This window comes from Kushneria sp. Sum13 (assembly GCF_052692355.1).
This window is the reverse complement of sequence record NZ_CP199847.1, coordinates 3,181,100-3,206,991: the sequence shown is the minus strand read 5'-3', so window position 1 is coordinate 3,206,991 and position 25,892 is coordinate 3,181,100. Positions and strand designations below refer to the sequence as shown.

Here is a 25,892-nt window from a genome sequence, read left to right as displayed (position 1 = left end):
CTAGCGCCCGGTCGGCGCGTGATGCTCGTGCCAGTGGCGTGCGATATCCACGCGCCGGGTGACCCATACCCGGTCATGGGCCTCGATGTGATCGAGAAAGCGCTGCAGGGCGCGAAAGCGACCCGGGCGACCGATCAGGCGGCAGTGCAGGCCGATCGACAGCATCTTCGGTGCCTCGGCGCCTTCCTCGTAGAGCACGTCAAAGGCGTCACGCAGGTAGTTGAAAAACGGGTCGCCGTAGTTGAACCCGCCCGGTGAGGCGAAGCGCATGTCGTTGGTATCCAGCGTATAGGGCACGATCAGATGGTCACGCGTTTCGCCCTCGGCATTGTCGACCGGCGTCCAGAAGGGCAGGTCATCCCCGTAGTAATCCGAGTCATACAGGAAGTGTTCTTGCTCGCCGACCAGCGTGCGGGTATTGGGGCTGTCACGCCCGGTATACCAGCCCAGCGGCATCTCGCCGGTCAGTTCGCGATGCAGCTCAAGCGCCTGCACCATCATGGTGCGCTCCTGCTCGAGACTCATGTCCTGATAGTGAATCCAGCGCAGGCCGTGACAGGCGATCTCGTGGCCGGCTTCCTTGAAGGCGCTGACCACTTCCGGGTGGCGCGCCATCGCCATGGTGACGCCAAAGACGGTCAGCGGCAGGCCGCGACGTTCAAATTCGCGCAGGATGCGCCAGACGCCGGCCCTTGAGCCGTACTCATACAGCGACTCCAGACTCATGTGGCGATCGGGATAGGGCGCCGCGCCAATGATGTCGGAGAGAAACGTCTCGCTGTGGGCATCGCCGTGCAGCACGCTGTTTTCGCCGCCCTCTTCGTAATTGAGCACGAACTGCACCGCGACCCGGGCACGCCCCGGCCATTTCGGGTCCGGCGGGTTGGCGCCGTAGCCGCGCAGATCGCGAGGGTAGTTGTTCAGGCGAAGATCGTGATTCATGAGGTGCTCCGGCTCAGGTGCTCAAAGGCGCCGCGAATGGGCTTGGCGATCGGGAAGGCGCGGTCATTGTGCTTTGAGACCGGGTAGCCGGTCGCGCTAACCGCCTCCAGCAGAGCGACTCCAGCGGTGACGCCGTCGATGACCGGCACGCCGAGGGCGTCGCCCAGGCGCTCGGCCAGTTCGCTCATGCCGGCGCAGCCCAGCAGGATGGCGTCGCTGTCATCGGCACTGAGCGCGTCGCGACAGGCCGCCAGCAGGGTCTCATAGACGCTGTCATCCTCGGATTCAAACGCCGACACCGGCAGCTCGCAGGCGTGCAGACCGGCGCACTGTTCGCGCTTGCCGTATTCGTGCAGCAGCCGTTCGGCGATCGGCAGCGTGCGTCCCAGCGTTGTGACCACCGAGAAACGACGCGCCACCATGGCGGCCATCTGCATGCCGGCTTCGGCTACGCCCATTACCGGCACCGAGGCCACTTCGCGCGCCGCGGCCAGCCCCGGGTCGCCAAAACAGGCGATCAGATAGCCATCGACGCGGGTGTCACCGTTTTCGGTCTCGATAATGCGTTCCAGCAGCCCGGGCACGGCCATGGCCTCGTCAAAGTGGCCCTCCAGGCTTGCCGGCCCGTGGCGCGAGGTGTGCATGAGGATCTCGCCACGCGAGACGCGCCGGGCGCTGGTGGAAATGCCCTCGCTCATGGCGGTGCTGGTGTTGGGGTTGATGACGCAGATGGTCGGGGTATGAGAGGTCATGACGCGTTTTGCTCGCGGTGGTGGCCAAAAAGATGTTCGAAATCGGGCAGGGCGTCGCCACTGGCGGTGAAATCAAGGCTCGCCTCGATGCCCGTCAAATGCTGGTGCATCCATGTCTGAATGGGCGCCAGTTCTCCCGCCTCCAGCAGGGCAATCAGGTCCGGGTGTTCACAGGGGCAGCCGGCCCGATGGCGGCCGTAAACGGCAATGATCAGCGAAGTGCGCGAGATCAGCTGCGAGAGCGCCTCCGACAGCGAGGCGTTACCGGCAACCGCCATCAGCCGCGCGTGGAAACGCGCCGACAGGCGAATGGCCTGTTCGCGGGTGGCGTGGTGCTCCTGCTCGGCGATTTGCGCCAGGGCCTGCAGATCTTCCGACGTGATGCGGTCCACGACCTCGGTCAGCAGAGCGCCTTCAAGCAGCCGCCGCGCTCTGAAGACGTCGCGCGCCTCACCGGGTGTGGGGCTGGTGATCTGGGCGCCGCGATAGGTGCGAAGCGTGACCAGCTGCTCCAGCGCCAGACGCTGCAGTACGCGGCGGATCATGGTGCGACTCACCCCGAAGGCCCCGGCCAGCGCATCTTCCGGCAGCCGAGCGCCGGGGGAGAGTCGGTGCTCCACGATGGCTTCCCACAGCGACTGATAGATGGCGTCATCACTGCGGGTGTCGCGCTCGGTCATGATGCCGGCCAGCAGATGGAACTGACGAGTATCGTTCATGGGGCTCCTGTCATGCTGTTGCTGTAAAGCGACGGCCTTGAAGATTGTATACAAGCATTTTTCATGCCACGGCCCATAAAGACCTTTGGCAAGGCGGCTTTTGCACAGTAAGGCGCCATCAGGGGCAAGCATAAAAGGCCTGATGTATACGAAAAAGCCCTTTTTTGGTGCAAATAAATGCTTTTTGGCACCCTGATGGTGCATGAAAATGACTGATGGCCGAGCCTGATGGCGAGGTGCCACGGTGCTCGCTTCAGACAGGTTGGCATTAATGATTAAAAACCGACGCTACAACAGTTGCTTGCGACCAGAATGCGATTTTTTATCGCTGTCGGTCTCAATCTGGCATAAGGATTGTATACGAAAGAAGTGACAGGCGATGTCAGCCATCCGGCCATCGCAGGGCTGCCAGCGGCAGCGTAACGATCCTTCATGGAGTCGCTCATGAACCGTATCAAGACCGAAGGGCAACAGCCCGCTGCGCCCGATCCGCATCTTTATAACGAGGATCTGGCGCCGGCCAGACAGGACTGGAACGCCTATAACATTTTCGCCTTCTGGATGGCCGATATTCACAGTGTCGGAGGCTATGTACTGGCAGCCAGCCTGTTCGGTCTTGGGCTGATGGGGTGGCAGGTACTGATTTCATTGCTGGTCGGCATTCTGGTGGTGCAGATTTTTGCCAACGCCGTGGCGCGGCCCAGCCAGCGCACGGGCGTGCCCTTTCCAGTCATCTGTCGCATGGCCTTTGGGACGAAAGGTGCCAACGTGCCGGCGGTCATTCGCGGTTTGATCGCCGTGGTGTGGTACGGCATCCAGACCTGGCTTGCCTCCAACGCGCTGCTGCTGGTGCTGCTGCGCTGGTTCCCGGGGCTCGAATCCTGGACCCAGGTGAGCTTTGTGGGGCTTTCGGCGCTGGGCTGGCTGTGCTTTGCGCTGATGTGGGTGCTTCAGGCACTGGTCTTCTGGCGCGGCATGGATACCATCCGCCGCTTCAACGACTGGGCCGGGCCGCTGGTCTATGCCGTCATGTTTGCGCTGGCCGGCTGGATCGTCTGGCAGGCCGGCCCTGAAAACATCAGCCTGTCGCTGTCCAATCAGACCCTGAGCGGCGGGGAGGCACTGTGGCAGATGGTGATCGCCGCCGTGCTGGTCGCCAGTTACTTCGCCGGCCCCACGCTGAATTTTGGTGACTTCTCACGCTACTGCGCCACCGAGAAGGCCGTGCGTCGCGGCAATTTCTGGGGGCTGCCGGTCAACTTCCTGGTGTTTTCTCTCATTACCGTGGTGGTGGTGTCCGGCACGCCGCAGATTTTTGGTGAAATGCTGACTGACCCAATCGAAACCGTCGCCCGTATCGACAGTGCCACGGCTGCCGTACTGGGGGTATTTGCGTTTGTTGCTGCCACCATCGGCATCAACATCGTGGCCAACTTCGTGGCGCCGGCGTTTGATTTCTCCCACGTCGCGCCCGAGAAGATCAGCTGGCGCATGGGCGGCATGATCGCCGCGGTCGGCTCGATCTTTCTCACGCCGTGGAATCTGTTCAACAACCCCGAACTGATCCACTACACGGTGGGCGTACTGGCCGGTCTGATCGGGCCGCTCTACGGCATCATCCTGGTGGACTTTTACAGGGTGCGCCGTCAGAAGATCGATCTCGAAGCCCTGTTTTCCTCAGCTGAAGGCAGCACCTACCACTACAAGAACGGCGTCAACCCGATTGCGCTGAGATCCCTGATCCTGGGCGGGCTGGTGAGCGTGCCGATCAGCCTGGCGCCGCTGGGCGACATCAGCAGCTTTGCCGTCTTCTTCGGCGGTGGCGTGGCCGCGCTGGCCCACGGCTGGCAGTCCGGCCTCTGGCGTCGCGGCGCAGCCGGCAAGCCGGTCACGTCACGGCCCTGAAGTCGGCCTGATCGATCAGGGGCCCTGAGTGTTCTGCAACACTCAGGGCCCCTTTTTTATGCGCCGAACGCAAGAGGGGCGGCGTGATGGTGCTGATCGCCGCCCGGTCGCCATGGCCCTGGCCGGTAATGGCCTCAGCCGCTGTCCGGTCCGAAGGTGTTCGGCAGATAGAGGATCAGTTCGGGGAAGAAGATCAGCAGCACGATCACGCCCAGCATGACCAGCAGATAAAGCATGGTCGTGCCGAGGGCCTGCAGCAGCGGGATACCGCCGATGCGCGCCGAAATCATCAGGCACAGACCGTAGGGTGGGGTGATCAGACCAAGGCCCAGCGCCATGACGCTGATGACGCCGAACTGCAGCGGATCGATCCCCGCCTGAGCGGCCAGCGGTTGAAAGATGGGCGCCAGAATGGCCATCGCCGGCAGCGAGTCCATGAAGGTGCCGACCAGCAGCATCACCACCGTGATCACGATCAGCAGGACGGTCGGGTCGGTAATCTCCACCCCGGCCATCAGATGCGGGGGAATGCGGTAAAAACTGATCAGATAACCGAAGATGGCCGCGCCCACCAGACTGAACAGCGACAGCGAGCAGAGCCTGACGGTATCGGTCGAGGCATCCAGCACGCTTTTGAAGGTCAGCTCGCGATAGACCAGAAAACCCAGTACCAGCGCATAGAGCACGGCCATGACCGCCGCCTCGGTGGGCGTGACGATCCCGAGCGTGATCCCGCCGATGATCAGCACCGGGATGCCGGCGGCCAGCAGGCCGTCCTTGCCGGAATGCAGGATCTCTCTGAGCGTGGCGCGCTTGCGGGTGGGGACGTCATAGCGACGTACGTAGCCCATGTTCATCAGAAGCTGCGTGATGGCGATCATGATCCCCGGGATGATGCCCCCTAAAAAGAGTCCGGCAATCGAGGTGCTGGTCAGTGCGCCCCAGACGATCATGTTGATCGAGGGCGGAATGATGATGCCCATGACCGAGGAGGCTGCGGTCACCGCCACACTGAAGTGCGCCGGATAGCCTTCCTTTTTCATCGCCGGGATCAGCACCGTGCCGATGCCGGCGCTGTCGGCGGTCGAGGAGCCCGATACGCCGGCAAACAGCATGCTCACCAGCACGTTGACATGGGCCAGTGCGCCTTTTACATGACCGACCAGGTTGAGGCACAGCGTGATCAGGCGGTCGGTAATGCGCGCGGCGTTCATCAAATTGCCGGCCAGCAGAAACAGCGGCACTGCCAGCAGCACGAACGAGTCCATGCCGTAGTACATGCGCTGAAACATGACCCAGGGCGCCAGCCGCGGGTCGAGCACGATGATGCCAAACGAGGTCAGCACCAGTGCCATCGCAATGGGCACGCCCAGTATGATCAGCACGCCCAGCAGGACAAACAGGAGCCATGGCAGCACAAAAAGCCAGTCGGCCGTCATCATGAGCGTGTCTCCTGTTGGGACTGGTTCGTTGAAGGGGTATCGATCCTGTTGGTGGGTGGCGCTGTATCCTCGATATCGGAGGAGGTATCGAGTTCGCGTTCCATGGCATCAAACCCCTGAGTGGCGCCCAGCAGCAGGCGCTGCAGACTGAACAGCACGATCAAAACGCCGCAGACCAGAAACGCCGAGTAGGTCACCACCATCGGCAACTGCGAGGCGCTGGCGATGCGGTTGAAGCCGGAGACGGCGAACGTCTGGCCGAAAACGATGAAGATGACGCCGACGCTCAGGCAGGCCAGATCGCGCAGCACCCGGGTGAATCGGCCCATGGCGCTCTTGCGGGAAAAGGCCTCGAGCACGAAGTGATCGGCGTGCAGTACGCCCAGTGCCGTCCCCAGCATGATCATCCACTGAAAGGCAAAGCGGCTGAGTTCCTCGGTGGCGTAGGCCGCCGGCAGCATGGGCAGGTTGCGACTGGCGATCTGATAGATGATCAGCAGGATAAAGGCGGCCAGCAGCATCAGCAGCACGGCATTAAGCACTCGTTCCAGAGCGCGGTTGAATCGGCCCAGGGCCGTAATGATTCCCATGGCGCGGCTCCTCAGTCGGTGTTGACGATCAGGTCATAAAGATCGCGCAGGCCCATCTCATCGATTACCCGGCCCAGCGGTTCAGCGACCATGGCCTGCATCCGCTTGCGATCCATCGGGTAGAAGGTCGCGCCTTCCTCCTTGAGCTTTTCCCGTGACTCCCGGTCCAGACGAATCTGCAGGTCGCGGGCGAACTGCTCGCTTTCATCGGCGGCGGCCTGCACTTCACGCTGCTCCTCGGGGGACAGCGACTGCCAGGTCTGGGACGAGACGGTTAAAAGCCGCACGGTAATGTCATGCTCGGAGAGGCCGATATGGGGCGCGACTTCATGAAAGCGCATGCGATAGATCCACTCCGCCTCGTTGAGTAGCCCGTCAATGGCGCCCAGCTGCAGGCCGGTATAGATCTCGCGATAAGCCATGACCGTGGGGCGGGTGCCCAGTGCCGACCAGGCCGTGATGACAGGCCGGGTCGGATTGGTCCGAAGCTTCATGCCCTTTAAATCCTCCAGGCTTTCCAGCGGCCGCGTGCTGACGATCTGGCGGGTACTGCCGCCGTAGTAGGCCAGCACCTTCACGCCGGTTTCGTCTTCGATGCGCTCGGCGATCTCGCGGCCGGCCTTGCCATCCAGCACGTGTTTCCAGTGATCGATATCGCGATAGAGAAACGGGATCGAAAAGATGCTGGCGGTATGGGAAAACTCCGAGATCAGCCCTGGATTGACGATCGAGAAATCCAGCGCGCCGGCGGTTTGCTGCTCGAACATCTCGGTTTCGTGGCCCAGTACCGAATTGCTATAGAGGCTGACGGTCAGCGCGCCGTGGCTCTTTTCCTTCAACAGTTCGCCAAATCGCTCGGCGCTGGCGTGATAGGCCGTCTCTTCGGTGGCGCCGTGACCAAAGATCAGTTCGCGGGCGCTGACTCTGGAAGGTGACAGCACCGACAGGCCCAGAAGCACGATCGCCAGCAACAGAGGGAGGCTGCGGCGCAGGACAGGTAGACAAGACGTCATGACGACTCCCGTGAACGGTGAAGGGTGTGGTCGGCGCTGGCGCGAATTCTGAGAGACGTTTCCAGCACGATGCGCCGTGGGTCGCTGTCGGGCGCAGCAATACAGGCCAGGGCCAGATCGGCGGCGGCCTGTCCGATGGCGTGGGGGTGCGTGGCAAGGCTGCACAGTGCCGGCTCGCTCAGCGCCGCTTCATCGCTGTCATCAATGCCGATGACCGCGCAATCAACACCCGGCGTGATGTTCAACCGGGCCAGCGCCAGCAGGGCACCCAGTGCCATCAGGTCGTTGTGACAGATCAGGGCCGTGGGCGGGGAGGGCTCGCGCATGATCTCGAGCGTGCGCTCAAGTCCCGCGCGACGGGTGAGCTCATTGCGTCCGGTGCGAATGTCGGGAGCAAGACCGGCCTCATGCATGGCGTGTTGATAGCCTGCGATGCGCTCACGATCCGCCGAACTGTGCCCGGAGCCGGTCAGCAGCGCGATGCGATGATGGCCCTGGCCGACCAGGTGGGCCACGGCGTGGCCAAGGCCGGTGCGGATGTCGGCGCCCACGTAGTGACCGCGAGGCATTTCACCAGCGTGACGCATCACTTCGATGCAGGGCAGCCCCCAGGTGTTGATGGTGTCGATCAGAGTGTCCGGCGTATTTTCTGCCGGGCAGAGCAGCAGGGCATCAATGCGCTGCTCGCGCAGACGGGTAACCAGGCGCTCCTGACGCGCCGGGCTGTCCCCGGTGCTGGCCAGAAGGGAGACGTAGTCGGCGTTTTGGAGGGTTTCATCGATCCCGGCCACCATGGTGCCGAAAAAGGGGTTGGCAATATCGTGCACCACCACGCCGATGGTCGCAGTTCGAGCGCTGCGCAGGGTGGCCGCGCCGCGGTTGTAGACGTAGCCCAGCGCCCTGGCGGCGGCCATGACACGCTCGCGGGTATGTCTGGCGACCAGCGGACTCTCCTGCAGGACCAGCGAGACGGTCGAGCGCGAGACGCCGGCATGCGCGGCCAGATCCTTGAGGGTGACGTGTTTTCCTGACTGAGGCATGCCGATGACCTGTCACTTGAGTGTTTTGGATCGATCCAAATACGTTTGACAGGCTAGCGCTGCATCAGCATCGCGCCTATTGCGCTTTAGTGCTACGGCTAACGTCCAGGACCTGACGGCACGGCGCCGGCTATAAACGCTACGCGGGCCAGCGTGCCACCGCCTGAGGCTTCATGCAGTGAGATGTCGGCGCCCAGTGCCGTACATATCTGACGGGCGATCGCCAGACCCAGGCCGGTACCGCTGATGGCGCGCTCGACATCTTCGGTGCGGGTTGACGTCTGCCGGGCCCGATAGAAGCGCTCGAAGACCCGCTCGCGTTCGCTTTCCGGAATGCCCGGTCCGTCGTCCTCGACTTCGATGACGGCGTCCGGCAGCACACGTACGGTGATGTGGCCGCCGGGGGGGGTATAGGCCTGAGCGTTGCCAATCAAGATCGCCAGCAGTTCGTTGATCAGGGCGCTGTCCGCCTGCACCCGGACCGAGTGCTCTGCTTCAAGCGCCAGCGTCAGCCCGCGCTGCCAGGCCAGCGACACCATGCTCATGCAGAAGTCGCGCGCCGTCCCGGTCAGATCCAGCGGGCCAAACTCGCGGCGGCGAATATCGTTTTCCACTCGGGCCAGCGACAGCAGCCGATTGGCCAGCAGCGTCAACGCTTCAAGGTCGCGCTGGGCGCTTTCAAGCGTGGTTCTCAGCGCCCCGGACTCCTGTGCCTGCATGCCCAGCTCCAGCCGGGCACGCAGGGCAAACAGTGGGGTGCGAATCTCGTGGGCGGCGTCGGCCACAAAGGCGCGCTGGGCACGCAGGGTGTCATCAAGGCGCGCGGTCAGGTGGTTGATGGCCTCGATCAGCCCGCGCACCTCGCGCTGCACGTTCTCGGTCGGCAGCGGCTCGAGATTGTCCGGTGAGCGGCTGGCGACCATATCGGTAATACGCCTGAGCGGACGCAAGGCCGCATCAATGGCCAGCAGAAAAAGAATAAAGGCGCCGATGGCAAACAGCGTCAGACGCATCAGTGAATCTCCCAGCAGGTCATGCATCAGCTGGTTGTGAATGTCGCGGTGCTCGGCGACCCGGATCTCGACCATGCCCTGATAGCTCGGCTGGCTGATCGGCACCAGAAGCGACACTACGCGCACGTCGCGCCCGCCGTAGGTGGCGTCATAAAAGCGGGCCAGCGATGGGTAGCGGGCAGTCATGGCGACAGAGGAGGGGGGCGCAGGCAGATCCTCAAAGCCCGCGATCGAACCCTGCTCGGTCGTGATGACCTGATAAAAGGCGCTGCCGCCGCTGTCGAGAGAAAATGGATCAAGCACGGCGCGCGAAATGCGCACCTGTACCCGGCCTTCCTGAACGGTGAGTGAGTCGCCCAGCACGCGGGCGGCGATCAACAGCGGCCGATCATAGGCACTGCTGGCGACCCGCCAGGCATCCAGCCAGGCTCCCAACACTCCCACGGCAATCAACAGCACCAGTGCAGCACCGATGCGCCGGGTCAGGCGACCGCGCAGGCTGCGCGGTGACAGGCTGGCCTTCATGACAGCTCGGCGGGGGTGTCCCCGGGGATGGATTCAAGCTGATAGCCCAGACCGCGAAACGTCACGATGCGCACGTCGCTGCCTTCCAGCTTGCGGCGCAGCCGCGAGATATAGACCTCGATGGCTTCAAACGAGCTGTCCTCTTCCATGGAGAACATCTGGGCGGCCAGATGCTCCTTGCTGACCGTACGTCCGACGCGAGCCATCAGTGCTTCCAGCAGGGCCAGCTCGCGTGGCGGCAGCGTGAGCGGCTGTTCCAGCAGGGTGAAGCTGCGCGCGCTGATATCGAAGGCCAGCGCGCCGCAGCGATGGATCTGCTGGCCGTCGTGGCGAGTGCGGCGGATCAGAGCGTTGATGCGCGCCTGGAGTTCAAACAGCGAGAAGGGCTTGATCAGGTAGTCATCCGCGCCCAGGTTGAGCCCCCGGACACGGTCATTGATGCTGCCACGGGCGGTCAGAAGCATCACCGGCAGGCGCGTGTCGCGCTTTCGAAGCCAGCTCAGAAGGGCAAAGCCGTCCATCTCCGGCAGACCGATATCCAAAAGCAGCAGGGCGTAGCTTTCGGTTTCAAGGGCCGTGCGCGCCGAGACACCATCATGCATGACGTCCACACGCCAGCCGGCCTCTTCCAGCGAGCAGCGGATACTGTCTGCAAGCGAAGGGTGATCTTCGACCAATAGCGTACGCATTGCCGCTCCCGTGAAAGGTTGTTGAAAGCCTGCCGGGCTATCGTGCCTGCAAGCGAAGTCCGGGCCGAATGTTGTATCCCCAGGGCGAACAGTATGCACGCCTGCCGGTCGACGACCAACGCACCGGCGATGCCGCGCGTTTGGATCTGCCGGCATCCGGTGACTTCGCAGACGACACAACAATAGCTCCGGCCAGGCTTCCGGGCAGACGTGAGGAACAGTCAACATGACAATGACGCGACGTACTTTCGGCAAGGGGCGCATGGCCGTGCTGGCCGTGATGGGGGCGCTCAGTTTGGGCACAAGCCTTCAGTCCATGGCCGCAGAAGAACCCAAACGGCCCGAGTGTATCGCCCCGGCGGCGCCTGGCGGTGGCTTCGACCTGACCTGCAAGCTGGCCCAGAGTGCGCTGGTGCAGGAAAAAATCCTCTCCTCGCCGATGCGTGTGACCTATATGCCCGGTGGTGTCGGGGCCGTGGCCTACAACACGGTCGTGGCTCAGCGTCCCGATGATCCCAATGCCATTGTGGCCTGGTCGAGCGGTTCGCTTTTGAACCTGGCCCAGGGCAAGTTCGGCCGCTTTGATGAAAGCGCCGTGCGCTGGCTGGCTGGCGTGGGCACCAGCTATGGCGCTGTCGCCGTGCGGGACGACTCTCCTTACAAGACGCTGGATGATCTGGTCAAGGCGCTGAAAAAGGATCCCAGCAAGGTGGTGATCGGGGCGGGTGGTTCGGTCGGCGGTCAGGACTGGATGCAGACGGCGATGCTTGCCAAGGCCGCCGGGGTAGATCCGCAAAAGATGCGCTATGTGGCGATGGAAGGGGGCGGTGAGCTGGCAACAGCCCTGCTGGGGGGGCATATTCAGGTCGCCAGTACCGATATCGCTGACTCCGTACCGCACGTTGAAAGTGGCGACATGCGCATTCTGGCCGTGTTCTCGGAAGAGCGTCTGCCAGGTGACGTGACCGGTGACATTCCGACCGCCATCGAGCAGGGCTATGACGTGGAGTGGCCGGTAGTGCGTGGCTTCTATGTCGGGCCTGAAGTCAGCGATGAAGCCTACAACTGGTGGAAGGATGCCTTCGACAAAATGCTGGCTTCCGATGATTTCGCCAAACTGCGTGAAAACCGCGAGCTCTATCCCTTCTCAATGACCGGCGATGAGCTTGACGAGTACGTGCACAAGCGTGTGGCCCATTATCGTGAGCTGGCCGATCAGTACGGTCTGATCAAGTAACAATCCATCAAGTCCTGCGCAGGCCTCCGTTCAGGAGGCCTCGCTTCGTGACGGTTGGTCTGGAGCATGTCCATGCTGTATCAACGCCTCTTTCTGATGATGTTGCTTGTCGTGTACGCGGTGCTGGCCGTAGCCACGATGGGTTATGAAGCGGCCTTTTCCTACGAGCCGGTCGGGCCGCGCGCCTTTCCGCTGCTGCTGCTGATCCTGCTGGCCGCCGGGACGGTGTATCTGATCATTCGTCCCGGCCACATGGCCGAGGAAAATGCCGATACGCCGCTGACCAAACATGTTCTGGGCAAGCTGGTGCTGTGTGTACTGGCGCTGTCGTTGTTTGCCTTCTTTTTCGAAAAGCTGGGCTTTGTCGTCTCGTCGTTTTTGTTCGCCATTGCCATGTGCCGTCTCTACAACGGCGGCTGGGTCACCAGCATTATCACTGGCGCCGTGATGTCAGTGGCCTTTTATGTTTTGTTTGATCGTCTGCTGGACGTGCCGCTGCCGCTGGGCGTGCTGTCAGAACTGGGGAGCTGAACCATGGAAACACTGGGCTATCTGGGCCAGGGATTTGGTGTGGCCACCACACCGCTGAATCTGTTGACGGCCTTGTGCGGCACGCTGATTGGTACCGTGGTCGGGCTTTTGCCAGGGCTTGGGCCGATCAACGGGGTCGCGCTTTTGATTCCCATCGCCTTTGCGCTGGGGCTGCCGCCTGAAACCTCGCTGATTCTGCTGGCAGCGGTGTATCTGGGCTGCGAATACGGCGGACGTATTTCGTCGATTCTTTTGAACATCCCTGGTGAAGCGTCTGCTGTCATGACAGCGCTTGACGGTCATCCGCTGGCCCGTCAGGGCAAGGCAGGCATTGCCCTGTCGATTTCGGCGGCCGGCTCCTTTACCGGTGGCCTGATTGCTACCATCGGGGTCACCATCTTTGCGCCGCTGCTGGCCACCTGGGCGGTAGCGTTCGGGCCGGCGGAATATTTTGTGATGATGGTGTTCGCCATTACCTGTCTGGCGGGCATGGCCGGCAACAAACCGATGAAAACGGCCGTGGCGTCGCTGATTGGTCTGATGCTGGCCTGTGTGGGCATCGACTCCAACAGCGGTGTGTATCGCTTCACCTTCGGCAGTCTGGGGCTTTCCGACGGCATCCAGTTCGTGGTGCTGGTACTGGGGCTTTTCAGCATCAGCGAGATTCTGGTGCTGCTGGAACGTACCTACTACGGTCAGACGGCGCTGAAAACCAGCGGACGCATGATGTTCAACATGAAAGAAGCCATGTTCATCAAATGGACAACCCTGCGTAGCGGCGTGGTGGGCTTTTTCATGGGGATTCTGCCGGGGGCCGGTGCGACCATGGCCAGTGCCGTGGCCTACATGAGCGAAAAGCGCATGGCCACGAAGGACAACCGCTTTGGCGATGGCGATCTGCGAGGCCTGGCGGCGCCGGAAACCGCCAACAGTGCGGCGGCCTGTGGCTCCATGGTGCCGATGCTCACGCTGGGCGTGCCAGGCTCGGGCACCACAGCGGTCATGCTGGGCGCGCTGACACTTTACAACATCACGCCCGGCCCCATGCTCTTTCAGAACCAGCCGGAAATTGTCTGGGGTCTGATTGCCTCGCTCTTTATCGCCAACATCATGCTGGTGATCATGAATATCCCGCTGATTCGGGTGTTCACCAAGATCCTGGCCGTGCCTTATTGGGCGCTGGTGCCGGGCATCGCGATCGTCACCGCCATTGGGGTCTACGGCGTACACGCGACCACTTTCGATCTCTTTTTGATGATCGTGATTGGTGTGGTGGGCTACATCCTGCGCAAGTTCGATTTCCCGCTCTCTGCGGTGCTGCTGGGTTTCATTCTGGGCGGCATCATGGAACAGAACCTGCGTCGGGCGCTGTCGATTTCCAACGGTGATCTGTCCATTCTGTGGGCGAGCCCGATCACCTGGGGCGGCTGGGCGCTGGTCGTGCTGATGATCGTGCTGCCGATGTATCGCGGCTGGCGTCAGCGCCGCGCTCGGGTGCCTGCCAATCCCTGAACCTGCCCTGTGACCATGCAAAAGGCCCGCCATTGGCGGGCCTTTTTTAATGCCGAACTACCTGCTTTGATCTTTGATCAGCGCGCGCCGGAGCCGGTAAAGATGGTGCGAATGGTACGAATCACGACCAGCAGGTCCATCCAGAACGAGAAGTTGCGGATGTAATAGAAGTCGTATTCGAGCTTGATCCGCGAGCCCTCGACTTCCGAGGCGTAGCCCTGCTCGACCTGAGCCCAGCCCGAAATGCCGGGTCTGACTACGTGGCGGTAGCGGAAAAACGGGATGTCACGCTCATAGGCCTCGGTCAGTGCCGGGGTCTCGGGGCGTGGGCCGATCAGGCTCATCTCGCCCTTGAGCACGTTAAAAAGCTGCGGCAGTTCATCAATGCGGTACTTGCGCAGATACCGGCCGACCTTCGTGATGCGCGGGTCATCACCTTCCTGGGTAGGCCGAACATCGTCGGGATTCACATACATGCTGCGCATCTTGTAGACGTCGAACTCTTCTCCCTGAAATCCGGAACGGCGCTGGCGAAACAGGATCGGACCCGGATCATCGCGTTTGATCATCATCGCGGCCACGGCCATGATCGGCAGGGCAGCCGGCAGCATCAGGAGTGCTGCAAGAATGTCCGCCAGTCGCTTGAACAGCTCATAGCTGGTTCGGGGCATCAGCGAGCCGTAGCGATTGGCATGGATCTGGTCGAGCCCGATACGGCCGGTACTGGCCTCGCCGAAGCGGCGTGCGTCATGGACCGGGATCCGTTTGATGGTGCAGTCGGCCAGAAAGCGCTGCCACTCATCGCTCAGGTCACAGGACAGGTCGATGATGACGCCATCCACCCGCAGGCTCTCCAGGTCCGGCCCTGACAGCCAGCGCTGATCGATGTCCTGATGGCCGAACCACTCCCTGATGTTGCCCAGCGGGACCAGCGCCATCTTGAGTCGACGATAGCGACGAGTGACCCGATAGCCCGTCCAGCCAAACAGCAGGGCAAGCCCGCCCGACATCAGCAGTTGCATCAGGTCAAAGGGAATGGCCATCAACTCCAGAACGGCCAGTATCAGCAGATAAACGGCCGTAACGACCGGTGCGACATACGTGCAGGGGTCAGCACCCGGATGGCGGGAAAGCTGCTGCACAATGCGAAAGGCCACCATCCAGGCAACGGCGCTGGCCAGCATGGCGGTACTGGTGCCCATGCCTTCCACAGAGGCGCCGTGCCACTCACGACTCCACAGTGCCGGCAGTAATGAGGTCAGCGTCACCCCAAGAAGATAGTGAACCCGAAAGCTCAAGAGAATGCGCTCATACCACAGCGAGTGCCGGTGATTGCCACGTATCGGTCGCGTCGACATTTCCATGACCTGTTCCTGAAGATGTGTCTTTTGTTAATTAACAGCGTTTTTTAAAAAACATCAGGCGGCTGCATGCCGTCAGGTGTGCCGGCGCAGGTCGCGATATCTTATTCGGGTGTGAAAAGTAATATCGTTTTATTTGGCAGGATTATCTATGCAATATTGTGCATTGATAAAAAGGATGAAATATAGGTTTACCAAGCCCATAAAGTTGTCTTCGCTTGGCGGATTTGGCGCCTGAAAGCCTTTATTTTCACGATTCTTAATCAGTTTTTACTGATTTTTAGACGGACGTCTCATCGACCTTCTGCTTGTCCAAGGCACGCTCAAGGCCCATAAAATGGGCGTCATGGCTGATTTTTTGAGCTTTTTTGCATAATTACATTTCATTACGTCAGGTAGACCATCGGATAATCCCATCGACGGATAATGTCAGGCATGATGATTGTGTCGGTTGTATGACGAACACTGAATTTCGGGCAGCGTTTTATTGATTTCAATAAGTATCGGTGACTGACTTAGTGCGTTTTATCGTGAATCTTGAATATAAAAATAATGAGTTATTACTCGGTCCATAAGTAATAAGAACTAACAAACGAATAATGGATTGATCATCATCAGGAATCGTGATTATCGCTACCAGGGAGTAATACAATGGGAATTCTGATTGTTTATTTTGTTGTGACTGCGCTGGCTGTGCTTGCCATCTTCGCCTCCATGGGGGTTTCGGCAAAAAGCGGTCACTTCATGGAAGCTGTCGAAGAGGCCCGCGCGGGCAAGGGCGAGACGCCCTACCATGGTTACCAATAGACGCATGCTGCCCTGAAAACGACGACACCCGGCCACGAGCCGGGTGTCGCGTTATTGAGGGTGCTTTTCAGATGCCGGATGCCGTGATCGGCAGCCATTTGAGCACACGTTGAATCTGGCGATCCCAATAGCGCCACTGATGATCTCCTGGGCTTTCATGCCAGTCCAGCGCAAGCGCCGTTTCTCGCGCGGCTTCCTGAAAGCGTACATTGGCCGGGTAAAGTGCATCGTCTCGTCCGCACCATTGAAACAGCGCCGGCTGACAGGGTTGGGGTGTGCGATAACGCTTTAGCAGCGCAAAAAGATCATCGTCACTGCCGGCAGGGGACTGATCAAAGATCAGCGGATATTCCGGGGGCGGTGTTTCGCGCTGGCCCACGGCCACAATATCCAACGAGCCTGAAAGGCTGGCCGCCGCCGCAAAGCGCTCAGGCTGACGTAGTGCCCACTTGAACGCGCCGTAACCGCCCATGGAAAGTCCCGCCACGAACGTATCCTCTCGACGCGTCGAGATGGGGAAAAGCCGTTCGCTGATGATCGGCAGCTCCTCACTCAAAAAACGATACCAGTCCGGACCAAAGGCCATGTCGGTGTAATAGCTTCGCCCGACCTGTGGCATGACCACGGCAATACCGTAATTTTCCGCATAGCGTTCAATGGCACTAAAGCGCTGCCAGGCGCTATCATCGTCGGACAGCCCATGCAGTAGATACAGCACCGGTGATGGTGCACTGGCATGCTCGGGAACGATCGCAGTGAGCGAAAGGGTCACCTCGAGAATCTGCGAGGCGAAGCGGCAGGTCAGCTGTGCCATGATGGTCTCCGACAGTCAGGTGAAAAGGGCAGGCAGCGCCCGGGCCTGCGACGCGGCAAAGTCATCAGCGCAGGGTCATCAGCGTGCGACATTCGCCAGCTACTGTCACGCCTGGGCACCTCCCAAAAAAGGGAGACGGCCTCCCGGTGAAATGCCTTCCAGTGAGATCACACGCCTCATGCCCGCCAGCAGGAAAGTTACCATTGCCGATATCGCCCGCCATGTCGGGATGACCAACATCACGGTCTCGCGTGCGCTCAACAAGCCCGAGATGGTCAGACCGGCCACGCGCGAGCGTATTGAGCAGGCCGCTCTCGAGCTCGGGTATGTGCCCAATGCCTTTGCCCGCGGCCTCAAGCGCAGCGACAGTCGCCTGATCGGCGTGGTGACGGCAAGTCTGGATAACCCTTTCTACGCCGAGATGATCAAGGCCATTTCTCGCCACGCCAAGCAGCATGACTACGCCATCATGCTGTTTGATACCGATGGTGATCCGCGTCTTGAAGCCATGGCCATTGAAACGCTTTTAAGCTATCAGGCCGCCGGGCTGATTCTCTCTCCGGTGTCCGATGAGCCGGACTACCGGCCGGACTACCTGACCCGATTGCAGGCCAGTGATATTGCCGTGGTTCAGCTGGATCGTACCCTGCATGACAGCGGCTTCAGCGCGGTGGTGCTGGACAATCGCTGGGCCGGTGAGCGCGTCGCGCACTATCTGCTCACCCATGCCTTTACGCCTGAGCGGCGCACTCGCCATGACCGCCTGCTGGTAGTAGCCGGCCCCGAGCACTCACGCATCTCGCGTGAGCGACTGCAGGGCGTGCAGCAAACGCTGAAAGACCAGGCACCTGATATTGCCATCGACGTGCTGTGGGGCGACTACACCCTGGCGCCGGCCGTGGCACAGGTGCGTGACGATCTCGATCAGTCTGGGATGCCGCGGGCGATTTTCGGGCTCAATCAGCTGATTACCCTGGGCGCGCTCAAGGCGCTGCGCGAGGCCGGCATCGATCGCGATCAGTTGAGCGTGGTCGGCATTGACCGGCTGCCCTATCTGGATATTTTCGACATTACCGTGCCGTGCGTGGTGCATGACGGCTACCGCGCCGGGGCGCAGGCACTCGAACAGCTGCTGGTACAGATGCGCGACCCGCAGGCCGCGCCGCGGACGCTTACCGTGCGCGGGGAGCTGGTGACGTAGGAAAACACCTGCATTTTGCTGAGACAGGCCTCAGGGCGTGGCGTACGTCTAAACGCCAGCCACGCTGAAGGGTATGACTTTCCTGCGTGCGTTTATTCCTGCCCGGGGCGGTCGCGCTCGGTCATGTCGGCGGGCTGGCCCCCACGGGTGTTCGAGCGTTTGGGCTGATGTGGCCGTTTTTGATGATCGCGCGTCTCATGTCGATCATTGGTTTTTTCGCCATCGACCCTGTCGCCGTCGTCCTTTTCACCTTCGTTTTCTTTACCGCCATCCTGTTCGGGATCTTCGGGATCTTCGGGATCTTCGGGATCTTCGTCGCCATTATTGCTGTCGCGCTGTTCCTGTAGCCGTTTCTGGCGAAGCTGCTGTCGATAGCCGTAGGTGGCATTTCGCACGGTATCGTCGCTTTCAAGCCCGGACCCCAGCGCACCGCCGACGGTGGCCAGCGAGGCGGCGAGCCAGCCGAGCGCGGCAAACTCGAGCGCGCCGACCTCATGGCCCAGCGTTTGTGACATGACCGCCGAGGGCACAAAAAGAAAGGCCGTGGCAAAAAACAGCAGCGTCAGCAGGAGGTAGTAAAACAGCACCCCGATACTCAGCGTGCTGACCGTGGCGATGTTGTAAAGATTGGCGTTGGAAAACGCATTCTTGTGGCGCACCGGCTCCCACAGGCCGTGATCGATCATGATCCACACCACCATCGCCAGCATGGAAAGCATCATCAGGGTCACAAAACGCCACGGCTCATAGCTGTCGGCCAGCCGCCACATCGAGTTGAAAATCATCCCGTAGGCGCCGGTCGCGAACGCGGCAGCACCAATGCGCCGAAAGGCCGGAAAGATCGACCAGGGGCGATTGGCCCGCACCATGCCGCCGATCAGCTTGACATAACCGGGCAGTTTGAAGCGGGCCATGAAGCGCACGTCGAGATCGCTGTCTTCCTCACAAATGTCACGTCTGACAAAGGGCGCCACCCATTCGGACAGCCGCCGTCTGACCAGCCGTTGAGCTTCCCGGCGCTGTCCCCGGCGCGTTCGGTTGTGATACTGACACCAGGCGTCGCGTCCTTCCCGTGAGCTACCAAAATGCAGCTCGCTGACCAGCTGAATCATCGCCTCTTCCACGCGTCGGGCGATCGGGGAGGCGCCCAGCGCCGGCTGGGAAAGGATCGCCACGCCCCGGTTCCCGCTGGCGGTGGCCGCCAGTGGCTTGCCCTCATGAAACAACGGCAGATCCGTTAGACACACCACGTAGGTCCAGCCCTGCTCACGCTTGAAGCGTTCGGCTTCATTCATGATGTCATCGGCATCTTCATCGGTGCCGACCATGGGGTCGGTGATGGTCTCGATACACCAGTCACTGTCGCTGGCGACCTGGCGTGAAAGCTGCTCGGTCAGGCGCTCCCGGATCTTGTCGACGATAAGTGTGGGCAGTTCCGGGGCGGGTAAAATGCCCAGCACCCAGCAGGAACGCTCATGCTGTGGGGTGGGCTCATGGCTGGAGGTCATGGGTAAAGTGGCATTCGCTGATGATGGCAAGGGGGATGGAGATCGCTGGACAAAAGAGTGTAGCCGCCTGCGCCTCAACGTGTTGAGGCGCGCGTCATGAACGCGCTCGCCTGACGCTTATTGGATATGGGCGATGCATGGACCATCATCGACAGGCACGCCCCGCAAGAGCGCAGCAGCGCGGCAGAGCGAACGAACTCGACGTCGGCGGGCAAGCGGCCGGAAGCGGTGCCCATCGTAGACAATCGTGATGGCCGGCAACATCACCTGAGTCAACATGCATACCCGATCGGCGTTTTAATCGTCACTTTTGCGGGTTCAGGGCTCAAAAGGCGCGAGCAGGGTGCAGCCCACTGATAGTGCTGCCCTATGCCGCCGTTACCCTGACCTCATCTGCTCGCAGCGCTATACTTCAGGCCTGAATCGTCTTTTCATCATCTCAAGGAGAGCTCATGTCAGCCCAGTTTCCGCAGGCCCGTCTTCGTCGCCTGCGCTCGAGCAGCGCCCTTCGCGATATCGTGCGGGAAACCTCGCTCAAGGCAGAGCACCTGGTCTATCCGATTTTCGTTGAGGAAGAGACCGATGAATACACGCCCATCGAAGGCATGCCGGGGCAGTCTCGCATCCCGGAAAGCAGGCTCGGTGAGGAAGCCAGACGCCTGAGCGCGCTGGGGCTGAAAAGCATCATGCCGTTCGGGATTTCCCATCACAAGGACGAGACCGGCAGCGACGCCCTTAAAGAGAACGGCATGGTGGCGCGCATGGTGCGCATCATCAAGGAAGCCGCCCCGGAGCTGGTGGTCATCCCGGACATCTGCTTTTGTGAGTACACCAGCCACGGTCACTGCGGCATTTTGAAGGGCAACACCGTCGACAATGACCTGACCATCAAAAACCTTGGCATTCAGGCCGTGCAGGCCGCCAAAGCCGGTGCCGACATCATCGCGCCCTCATCCGCGCAGGATGGCCAGGTTGCGGCGATCCGCGAAGCGCTGGATGAGGCGGGCTTTGAAGACATCCCCATCATGGCGTATTCCACCAAGCTTGCTTCCGCGCTCTACGGCCCGTTTCGTGAGGCCGCCGGCACCGAGTTGAAAGGCGATCGCAAGACCTATCAGATGGACCCGATGAACCGCCGCGAAGCGCTCAGGGAATCACTCGCCGATGAAGCCGAAGGCGCGGATTTTCTGATGGTCAAACCGGCGCTGGCCTATCTGGACATCATGGCCGACATCCGCCGCAACAGCCTGCTGCCGCTGGTGGCGTATCAGGTCAGCGGCGAGTACGCGATGATCAAGTTTGCCGCCCAACAGGGCGTGATCGACGAATCCGCCGTGGTGCGCGAAACGCTGGGTTCCATGCGTCGCGCCGGTGCCGATCTGATCATGACCTACTTCGCCCCGCAGCTGCTGGAAGAGGGGCTGTAATCATCAGCCGCTGAATGACGCTGGAACAAGAACCGCGCCTCGGCGCGGTTTTTGGTGGCGTTTTTTTCTGGTAGCGCTGAGCCTTTCCCGGACATTAACGAAAGGATCCATCATGGAAAAAGTGAGAATCGACCTGGTATCCGATGTCGCCTGCCCGTGGTGCGCGATCGGCTATCGTCGTCTGGCCCAGGCACTGGAAACGCTTGATGGCGAGATCGACGTGGAGCTCGTCTGGCAGCCCTTTGAGCTCAACCGGGATATGCCGCCCGAGGGCGAGCCGATTCTGGAACACCTGTGTCGCAAGTACGGTAAGGATGCGGCCACCATGGAGCAGTCCCAGCGTGAGATCATGGCGGTGGCAGAAGAACTTGGATTGAATTTTCGTGGCGCCGTCGAACGTCGAGCGAACAATACGTTTGATGCCCATCGCGTGCTGGCGTGGGCCGCAACCCAGAACCGAGAGACACCCTTGCAGCTGGCACTGTTTGAGGCCTACTTCGGTGAGGCGAAAAACCCGTCAGACCCGGAGGTGCTACGCGAAAAGGCGATTTCAGTTGGACTTGACGGTGACACCGCTGAGGCCATCGCACGCTCTGATCAGTACGCGGACGAGGTTCGAACGGCGCAGCAGCAATTCATGGAGGCAGGCGTGAGCGCCGTGCCGGGCTTCATCCTTGATGGCCGCTACCTGATTTCCGGCGCCCAGCCCGCCGATGTGCTGGTCGATGCGCTTCGGCAGGTGGCGGAAGAAAACGCTAACCGCCAATGATCCAGAAGCGCTGGCTCTGCGAGGCCTCGCGATAGACAACAGCGCCACCTGTTGGCTATCCCCTGACATCGAATCCAGGTTCGCCGCCCAACAGGGCGTAATCGACGAATCCGCGGTGGTGCGCGAAATGCCGGGTTCCATGCGGCGTGCCGGTGCGGATCTGATCATGACCTACTTCGCCCCGCAGCTGATGGAAGAGGGGTTGTAAGCGCTGCCCGCTGCCAGAGTTTGAAATGACAACCGCGCTTCGGCGCGGTTTTTATGGAGTAGGTGTATGCGACTTCTAGAGCTTTGACTGCCCTTTGCGGATTTAACCGGTAAGTTTTCGTGACTGAATATATTGGAGTTGTCGCATGCACCAATTTGATGAGCTCTCCTATTTATGCACGCAATTTACTCTAAATTCGTTGAGAGAGATAAACGAAATAACGATCTCAAGGTTGGAAAAAAGCGCTGGGACTGTAGATGTCAAAGTTCTCCAAATGATAAGAATGCAAAAGGTTGTACTTGCGGTTGGCGTTTTTTCAATGTTTGAAGCAAGCGTGCAAGAAAGTTTTGATTGCAAAAACGGTTTTTCTTATGTCAGGTCTACTTTAGAAGAAAAGGGGAGTTTCGATTTAAAAGAAAAGTTTGAGTATTTCTCCTTGGCTGTAAACGCTCTCAAGCATGGTGAGGGAAAAAGTTATGAAAGCCTTGTCAAAAAGAAAGATAAGTTACCGTTTTTGATAAAGGCGTCGGATGAGTATTTCTTTAATGAGGGAGATGTATCGGAAATAAATATTCTGATTGATGTGGATGATCAGTTTGTTATTGATTGCTGCGATTTGATTAGAGATATATCTCGAGTCTTGTATTGATAAGGATGATTTTATAAATCAAATTTTGTGGGTTTCTCTCACCCAAGACGCACCCCGCCCGAATCCGGATAATGGCGGGAAATTCGCCTCGCGCGACACCCGTCACCAATCCGGTTCTGCCTCATAGAAATTAAGGTCAATTATCTCGACAACCTTCGTCAGAAGGCGAAGTCCGACTACTTTCTGGCCTCCAAGGTGCTGTGCGCGGCCTATTTCATACGCGTGTAGAATCAGATGGGCCCAATGAACCGTTGCGAGGCGCGGCGGGGATCGCTCGCCGATGAGGCCGAAGGCGCGAATTTTTGATGGTCAAACCAGCACTGGCCTAGCTGGTTAACTTTTGTGAGGGTGAAATGAGCAATCGGTGGGGATTTGCTACTCATGTCGGGGCGGCTTTGATTGCAGCAGTTGTAAGCGCTTATGCAACATACAAAACAACCGAGAATAATGTTGAGCTAGAAAATTTAAAAATAGAGTCTGAAAGACTTCAAGAGGAGAGGGATAGTTTTAGGGAGCGCTGCGAAGAGTTGAAAGCTTTGCATCAAGATATAAGTTTAGGCCTGCAAGCTATTTATCTAGACGATGCTGGAGAGGACAGTCTAGCAATGAAACTGGCACGGCTCCGAAGTCAGGCTGTTTATGCTCAAAGTTTTTTTGGTGAAAAAGCTCGAGATATAAAAAAAAGAGCTGAGATTGAGGTTAAGGAAAAGAAAGAGGGCAACCCAGTACATGATCTTGCACCTTACGTTATGGGCTTAGGAGAAGAGCTAAAATCGTGTAATCAGTAAGTTATATAAGCGGCATGAATTGATATCAGTTTTCTGCCCCAAGACACACCCTCCCCAAATCCGGATAATGGCGGGCAATTCGCCTTGCGCGTCACCCGTCACCAATCCGGTTCTGCCTCATGGAAATCAAGGTCAACTATCTCGACAACCTCCGTCAGGAGGCGAAGTTCGATGACTTCACCGTCATCACCGACCAGCCGATTCGCTACAAGGGCGATGGCTCCGCGCCCGGTCCGTTCGATTACTTTCTGGCTTCCACCGTGCTGTGCGCGGCCTATTTCGTGCGCGTGTACTGTAACGCCCGTGAGATCCCGACCGAGAACATCCGGCTCTCCCAGAACAACATTGTCGATCCGGACAACCGCTATAACCAGATTTTCCGCATTCAGGTCGAGCTGCCGGACGACATCTCCGACAAGGACCGCACCGGCATTCTGCGCTCAATCGAGCGCTGCTCGGTCAAGCGGGTGATCCAGAACAATCCCGAGTTCCAGATCGAGGTGGTCGATAACATCGACGAGGACGCTCAGGCGCTGTTGATCGGCGGCACAGCCGGAAAGGACGGCGCCGAAGGGCAGAGCACCTGGATCGAGGGCAAGGACCTGCCGCTGGAGCAGACCATTGCCAACATGACCGGCATTCTCGAGCGCCTGGGGATGAAGATCGAGATCGCCTCCTGGCGTAACATCGTGCCCAACGTCTGGTCGCTGCACATCCGCGATGCGGCGTCCCCCATGTGCTTTACCAACGGCAAAGGCTCGACCAAGGAAGCCGCGCTGTGCTCGGCGCTGGGGGAGTTCATCGAGCGCCTGTCGTGTAACTTCTTTTACAACGATCAGTTCTTCGGCCCCGAGATCGCCGGCAGCGATTTCGTGCACTATCCCAGCGAGCGCTGGTTCCAGCCGGGTCCGGAGGATGCCCTGCCGGAAGGGCTGCTGGATGAGCACTGCCTCGAGATTTTCAATCCGGACGGCGAGCTGCGTGCTTCGCACCTGATCGACACCAACTCTGGCCGGGCCGATCGCGGCATTGTTGCGCTGCCGTTCACGCGTCACTCGGATGGCGAGACGGTCTGGTTCCCGTCGAACCTGATCGAGAACCTGTTTCTCAGCAACGGCATGAGCGCGGGCAATACGCTGGCGGAAGCGCAGGTGCAGTGCCTGTCGGAAATCTTTGAGCGGGCGGTGAAGCGCCAGATCATCGAGCAGGAGATCGCCCTGCCGGACGTGCCGGAAGAGGTGCTGGCGCGCTACCTCGGCATCAAGGCAGGCATCGACGCGCTTGAAGCTCAGGGCTTCCCGGTGCTGGTGAAGGACGCCTCCCTCGGCGGGCGCTACCCGGTGGCCTGCGTGACGCTGATGAACCCGCGCACCGGTGGCGTCTTCGCCTCATTTGGGGCGCATCCGAGCCTGCAGGTCGCGATCGAGCGCAGCCTGACGGAGCTTTTGCAGGGCCGCAGCTTCGAGGGCATGGACGATCTGCCCCAGCCGACCTTTAACTCTCAGGCGGTGGCGGAGCCGAACAACTTCGTCGAGCACTTCATCGACTCCTCCGGCGTGGTCTCCTGGCGCTTTTTCAGCGCCCGCGCGGACGTCGAATTCTGCGATTGGGACTTCTCCGGCGCGACGAGCGAGGAAGCCGAGCAGCTGTTTGCCATTCTGGCCGAAGACGGCCACGAGGCGTATGTGACCCACCATGAGGATTTGGGCGCGCCGGTGTGCCGCATTCTGGTGCCGGGCTATTCCGAGGTGTACCCGGTGGACGATCTGGTGTGGGACAACACCAACATGGCGCTGAATTACCGCGAAGACATCCTGAATCTTCACGCGCTGGAAGATGAGCAGCTGGCCAACCTGCTCGAGCGGCTGGAGGAGAGCGAGCTCGACGAGCAGATGAAAATCGTCACGCTGATCGGCGTCGAGTTTGACGACAACACCGTCTGGTCAGAGCTTACGATCGCCGAGTTGAAGCTGCTGATCAGCCTTGCGCTGGGGCAGTATGAGGAAGCGCTGGACCGCACGCAGATGTTCTTGCAGTTCAACGACAACACCCGCGACCGCGGCCTCTTTTATCAGGCGCTCACCGCGGTGCTCGAGATCGCACTGGATGACGAGCTCGAGTTCGAGGATTACCACAAAAACCTCTCGCGCATGTTCGGCGAGGAGAAGATTCTCGCCGCGGTAGGCTCGGTCAACGGCGACGTGCGCTTTTACGGTCTCACCGAAACCAATATGAACCTGGAAGGCATCGACCGGCACCAGCGCCTGATTACCAGCTATCAGAAGCTTCACGCCTGGCGGGCGGCCAACGCCAAACGCTGATGACAGGTCATCATGTTGTGCATGGCGCCCACTTTCGAGTGGGCGTTGTTGTTTTGGGTGTCTGCCGACACTTGATGCCCGTTTCTCTCTCGAGCCTTCATGTGGCTGTCATTTAACGCCTTTAGGCTG

At 60.0% G+C, this 25,892-nt stretch carries 24 protein-coding genes; 12 read left to right on the top strand and 12 right to left on the bottom strand.

All coding sequences use genetic code 11. The annotated features are described in order from the left end of the window. Genes puuE through ACUN8C_RS14850 form a run of 3 tightly spaced genes read right to left on the bottom strand, consistent with a single transcriptional unit; the run spans position 1 to position 2,413 of the window. Positions 1 to 942, bottom strand: coding sequence for an allantoinase PuuE (gene puuE / locus ACUN8C_RS14860; RefSeq protein ID WP_445619942.1), 942 nt, complete (start codon positions 940 to 942; stop codon positions 1 to 3). Then, a complete protein-coding gene (locus tag ACUN8C_RS14855) occupies positions 939 to 1,694 on the bottom strand; it encodes an aspartate/glutamate racemase family protein (protein ID WP_445619941.1) in 756 nt (251 codons plus the stop codon). Before ACUN8C_RS14855 ends, puuE begins: the two co-directional genes overlap by 4 nt. Then, on the bottom strand, positions 1,691 to 2,413 hold the full coding sequence (locus ACUN8C_RS14850; RefSeq protein WP_445619940.1) for a GntR family transcriptional regulator: 723 nt from the start codon (positions 2,411 to 2,413) through the stop codon (positions 1,691 to 1,693). Before ACUN8C_RS14850 ends, ACUN8C_RS14855 begins: the two co-directional genes overlap by 4 nt. Positions 2,414 to 2,857: 444 nt before the next feature. Between ACUN8C_RS14850 and ACUN8C_RS14845 the strand changes: the two genes are divergently transcribed. Next, positions 2,858 to 4,318, top strand: coding sequence for an NCS1 family nucleobase:cation symporter-1 (locus ACUN8C_RS14845; protein ID WP_445619939.1), 1,461 nt, complete (start codon positions 2,858 to 2,860; stop codon positions 4,316 to 4,318). Between the two features lie 134 nt (positions 4,319 to 4,452). On the opposite strand, the gene ACUN8C_RS14840 is transcribed toward ACUN8C_RS14845, so the two are convergent. From ACUN8C_RS14840 to ACUN8C_RS14815, 6 genes are all read right to left on the bottom strand, one after another. Then, positions 4,453 to 5,760 carry a TRAP transporter large permease gene (locus tag ACUN8C_RS14840; RefSeq protein ID WP_445619938.1) on the bottom strand — a complete coding sequence of 436 codons (1,308 nt, stop codon included), beginning with the start codon at positions 5,758 to 5,760 and terminating at the stop codon, positions 4,453 to 4,455. Continuing rightward, the gene (locus tag ACUN8C_RS14835) at positions 5,757 to 6,350 is read right to left on the bottom strand and encodes a TRAP transporter small permease (RefSeq protein ID WP_445619937.1); all 594 of its coding nucleotides are present in this window, start codon (positions 6,348 to 6,350) and stop codon (positions 5,757 to 5,759) included. The genes ACUN8C_RS14840 and ACUN8C_RS14835 overlap by 4 nt, the downstream gene beginning before the upstream one ends. Positions 6,351 to 6,361: 11 nt before the next feature. Beyond that, positions 6,362 to 7,363, bottom strand: a complete 1,002-nt coding sequence (locus ACUN8C_RS14830; protein ID WP_445619936.1) for a TRAP transporter substrate-binding protein — start codon at positions 7,361 to 7,363, stop codon at positions 6,362 to 6,364. Beyond that, positions 7,360 to 8,403 carry a LacI family DNA-binding transcriptional regulator gene (locus ACUN8C_RS14825; RefSeq protein ID WP_445619935.1) on the bottom strand — a complete coding sequence of 348 codons (1,044 nt, stop codon included), beginning with the start codon at positions 8,401 to 8,403 and terminating at the stop codon, positions 7,360 to 7,362. Before ACUN8C_RS14825 ends, ACUN8C_RS14830 begins: the two co-directional genes overlap by 4 nt. 98 nt (positions 8,404 to 8,501) lie before the next feature. After that, positions 8,502 to 9,941: a sensor histidine kinase gene (locus ACUN8C_RS14820; protein ID WP_445619934.1), complete on the bottom strand. Its 1,440-nt coding sequence runs from the start codon at positions 9,939 to 9,941 to the stop codon at positions 8,502 to 8,504. Beyond that, the gene (locus tag ACUN8C_RS14815; RefSeq protein WP_445619933.1) at positions 9,938 to 10,630 is read right to left on the bottom strand and encodes a response regulator; all 693 of its coding nucleotides are present in this window, start codon (positions 10,628 to 10,630) and stop codon (positions 9,938 to 9,940) included. Before ACUN8C_RS14815 ends, ACUN8C_RS14820 begins: the two co-directional genes overlap by 4 nt. 226 nt (positions 10,631 to 10,856) lie before the next feature. Here ACUN8C_RS14815 and ACUN8C_RS14810 point away from each other — a divergent pair, with 226 nt between their 5' ends. The 3 genes from ACUN8C_RS14810 to ACUN8C_RS14800 all read left to right on the top strand — a co-directional run bounded on the left by ACUN8C_RS14810 (position 10,857) and on the right by ACUN8C_RS14800 (position 13,910). After that, a complete protein-coding gene (locus tag ACUN8C_RS14810; protein ID WP_445619932.1) occupies positions 10,857 to 11,867 on the top strand; it encodes a Bug family tripartite tricarboxylate transporter substrate binding protein in 1,011 nt (336 codons plus the stop codon). A 72-nt stretch (positions 11,868 to 11,939) separates the two neighbouring features. Then, positions 11,940 to 12,398, top strand: coding sequence for a tripartite tricarboxylate transporter TctB family protein (locus tag ACUN8C_RS14805; RefSeq protein ID WP_445619931.1), 459 nt, complete (start codon positions 11,940 to 11,942; stop codon positions 12,396 to 12,398). 3 nt (positions 12,399 to 12,401) lie between these two features. Further along, positions 12,402 to 13,910, top strand: coding sequence for a tripartite tricarboxylate transporter permease (locus ACUN8C_RS14800; RefSeq protein WP_445619930.1), 1,509 nt, complete (start codon positions 12,402 to 12,404; stop codon positions 13,908 to 13,910). A 77-nt stretch (positions 13,911 to 13,987) separates the two neighbouring features. Here the strand turns inward: ACUN8C_RS14800 and ACUN8C_RS14795 are convergent, their stop codons facing one another. Continuing rightward, entirely contained in the window at positions 13,988 to 15,274 is a 1,287-nt protein-coding gene (locus tag ACUN8C_RS14795; protein WP_445619929.1) for an exopolysaccharide biosynthesis polyprenyl glycosylphosphotransferase, read from the bottom strand. Positions 15,275 to 15,922: 648 nt separating this feature from the next. Between ACUN8C_RS14795 and ACUN8C_RS14790 the strand changes: the two genes are divergently transcribed. Further along, entirely contained in the window at positions 15,923 to 16,078 is a 156-nt protein-coding gene (locus ACUN8C_RS14790; RefSeq protein ID WP_445619928.1) for a hypothetical protein, read from the top strand. Positions 16,079 to 16,145: 67 nt separating this feature from the next. Here the strand turns inward: ACUN8C_RS14790 and ACUN8C_RS14785 are convergent, their stop codons facing one another. Beyond that, positions 16,146 to 16,892, bottom strand: coding sequence for an alpha/beta hydrolase (locus ACUN8C_RS14785; protein ID WP_445619927.1), 747 nt, complete (start codon positions 16,890 to 16,892; stop codon positions 16,146 to 16,148). A gap of 178 nt (positions 16,893 to 17,070) precedes the next feature. Between ACUN8C_RS14785 and ACUN8C_RS14780 the strand changes: the two genes are divergently transcribed. Beyond that, entirely contained in the window at positions 17,071 to 18,093 is a 1,023-nt protein-coding gene (locus ACUN8C_RS14780; protein ID WP_445619926.1) for a LacI family DNA-binding transcriptional regulator, read from the top strand. Positions 18,094 to 18,185: 92 nt separating this feature from the next. Here the strand turns inward: ACUN8C_RS14780 and ACUN8C_RS14775 are convergent, their stop codons facing one another. Further along, on the bottom strand, positions 18,186 to 19,601 hold the full coding sequence (locus tag ACUN8C_RS14775; protein ID WP_445619925.1) for a hypothetical protein: 1,416 nt from the start codon (positions 19,599 to 19,601) through the stop codon (positions 18,186 to 18,188). 452 nt (positions 19,602 to 20,053) lie between these two features. On the opposite strand from ACUN8C_RS14775, the gene hemB reads away from it, so the two are divergent. The 6 genes from hemB (at position 20,054) to ACUN8C_RS14745 (ending at position 25,763) form a co-directional block, all read left to right on the top strand. After that, positions 20,054 to 21,028 carry a porphobilinogen synthase gene (gene hemB, locus ACUN8C_RS14770; protein ID WP_445619924.1) on the top strand — a complete coding sequence of 325 codons (975 nt, stop codon included), beginning with the start codon at positions 20,054 to 20,056 and terminating at the stop codon, positions 21,026 to 21,028. Between the two features lie 112 nt (positions 21,029 to 21,140). After that, entirely contained in the window at positions 21,141 to 21,797 is a 657-nt protein-coding gene (locus ACUN8C_RS14765; RefSeq protein WP_445619923.1) for a DsbA family oxidoreductase, read from the top strand. Next, positions 21,742 to 22,005 carry a hypothetical protein gene (locus ACUN8C_RS14760; RefSeq protein WP_445619922.1) on the top strand — a complete coding sequence of 88 codons (264 nt, stop codon included), beginning with the start codon at positions 21,742 to 21,744 and terminating at the stop codon, positions 22,003 to 22,005. Before ACUN8C_RS14765 ends, ACUN8C_RS14760 begins: the two co-directional genes overlap by 56 nt. Positions 22,006 to 22,150: 145 nt before the next feature. Next, positions 22,151 to 22,654 carry a hypothetical protein gene (locus ACUN8C_RS14755; protein ID WP_445619921.1) on the top strand — a complete coding sequence of 168 codons (504 nt, stop codon included), beginning with the start codon at positions 22,151 to 22,153 and terminating at the stop codon, positions 22,652 to 22,654. Positions 22,655 to 23,007: 353 nt separating this feature from the next. Further along, positions 23,008 to 23,442, top strand: coding sequence for a hypothetical protein (locus ACUN8C_RS14750; protein WP_445619920.1), 435 nt, complete (start codon positions 23,008 to 23,010; stop codon positions 23,440 to 23,442). A gap of 119 nt (positions 23,443 to 23,561) precedes the next feature. Next, positions 23,562 to 25,763, top strand: a complete 2,202-nt coding sequence (locus ACUN8C_RS14745; protein ID WP_445619919.1) for an OsmC domain/YcaO domain-containing protein — start codon at positions 23,562 to 23,564, stop codon at positions 25,761 to 25,763. Positions 25,764 to 25,892: the final 129 nt, after the last annotated feature.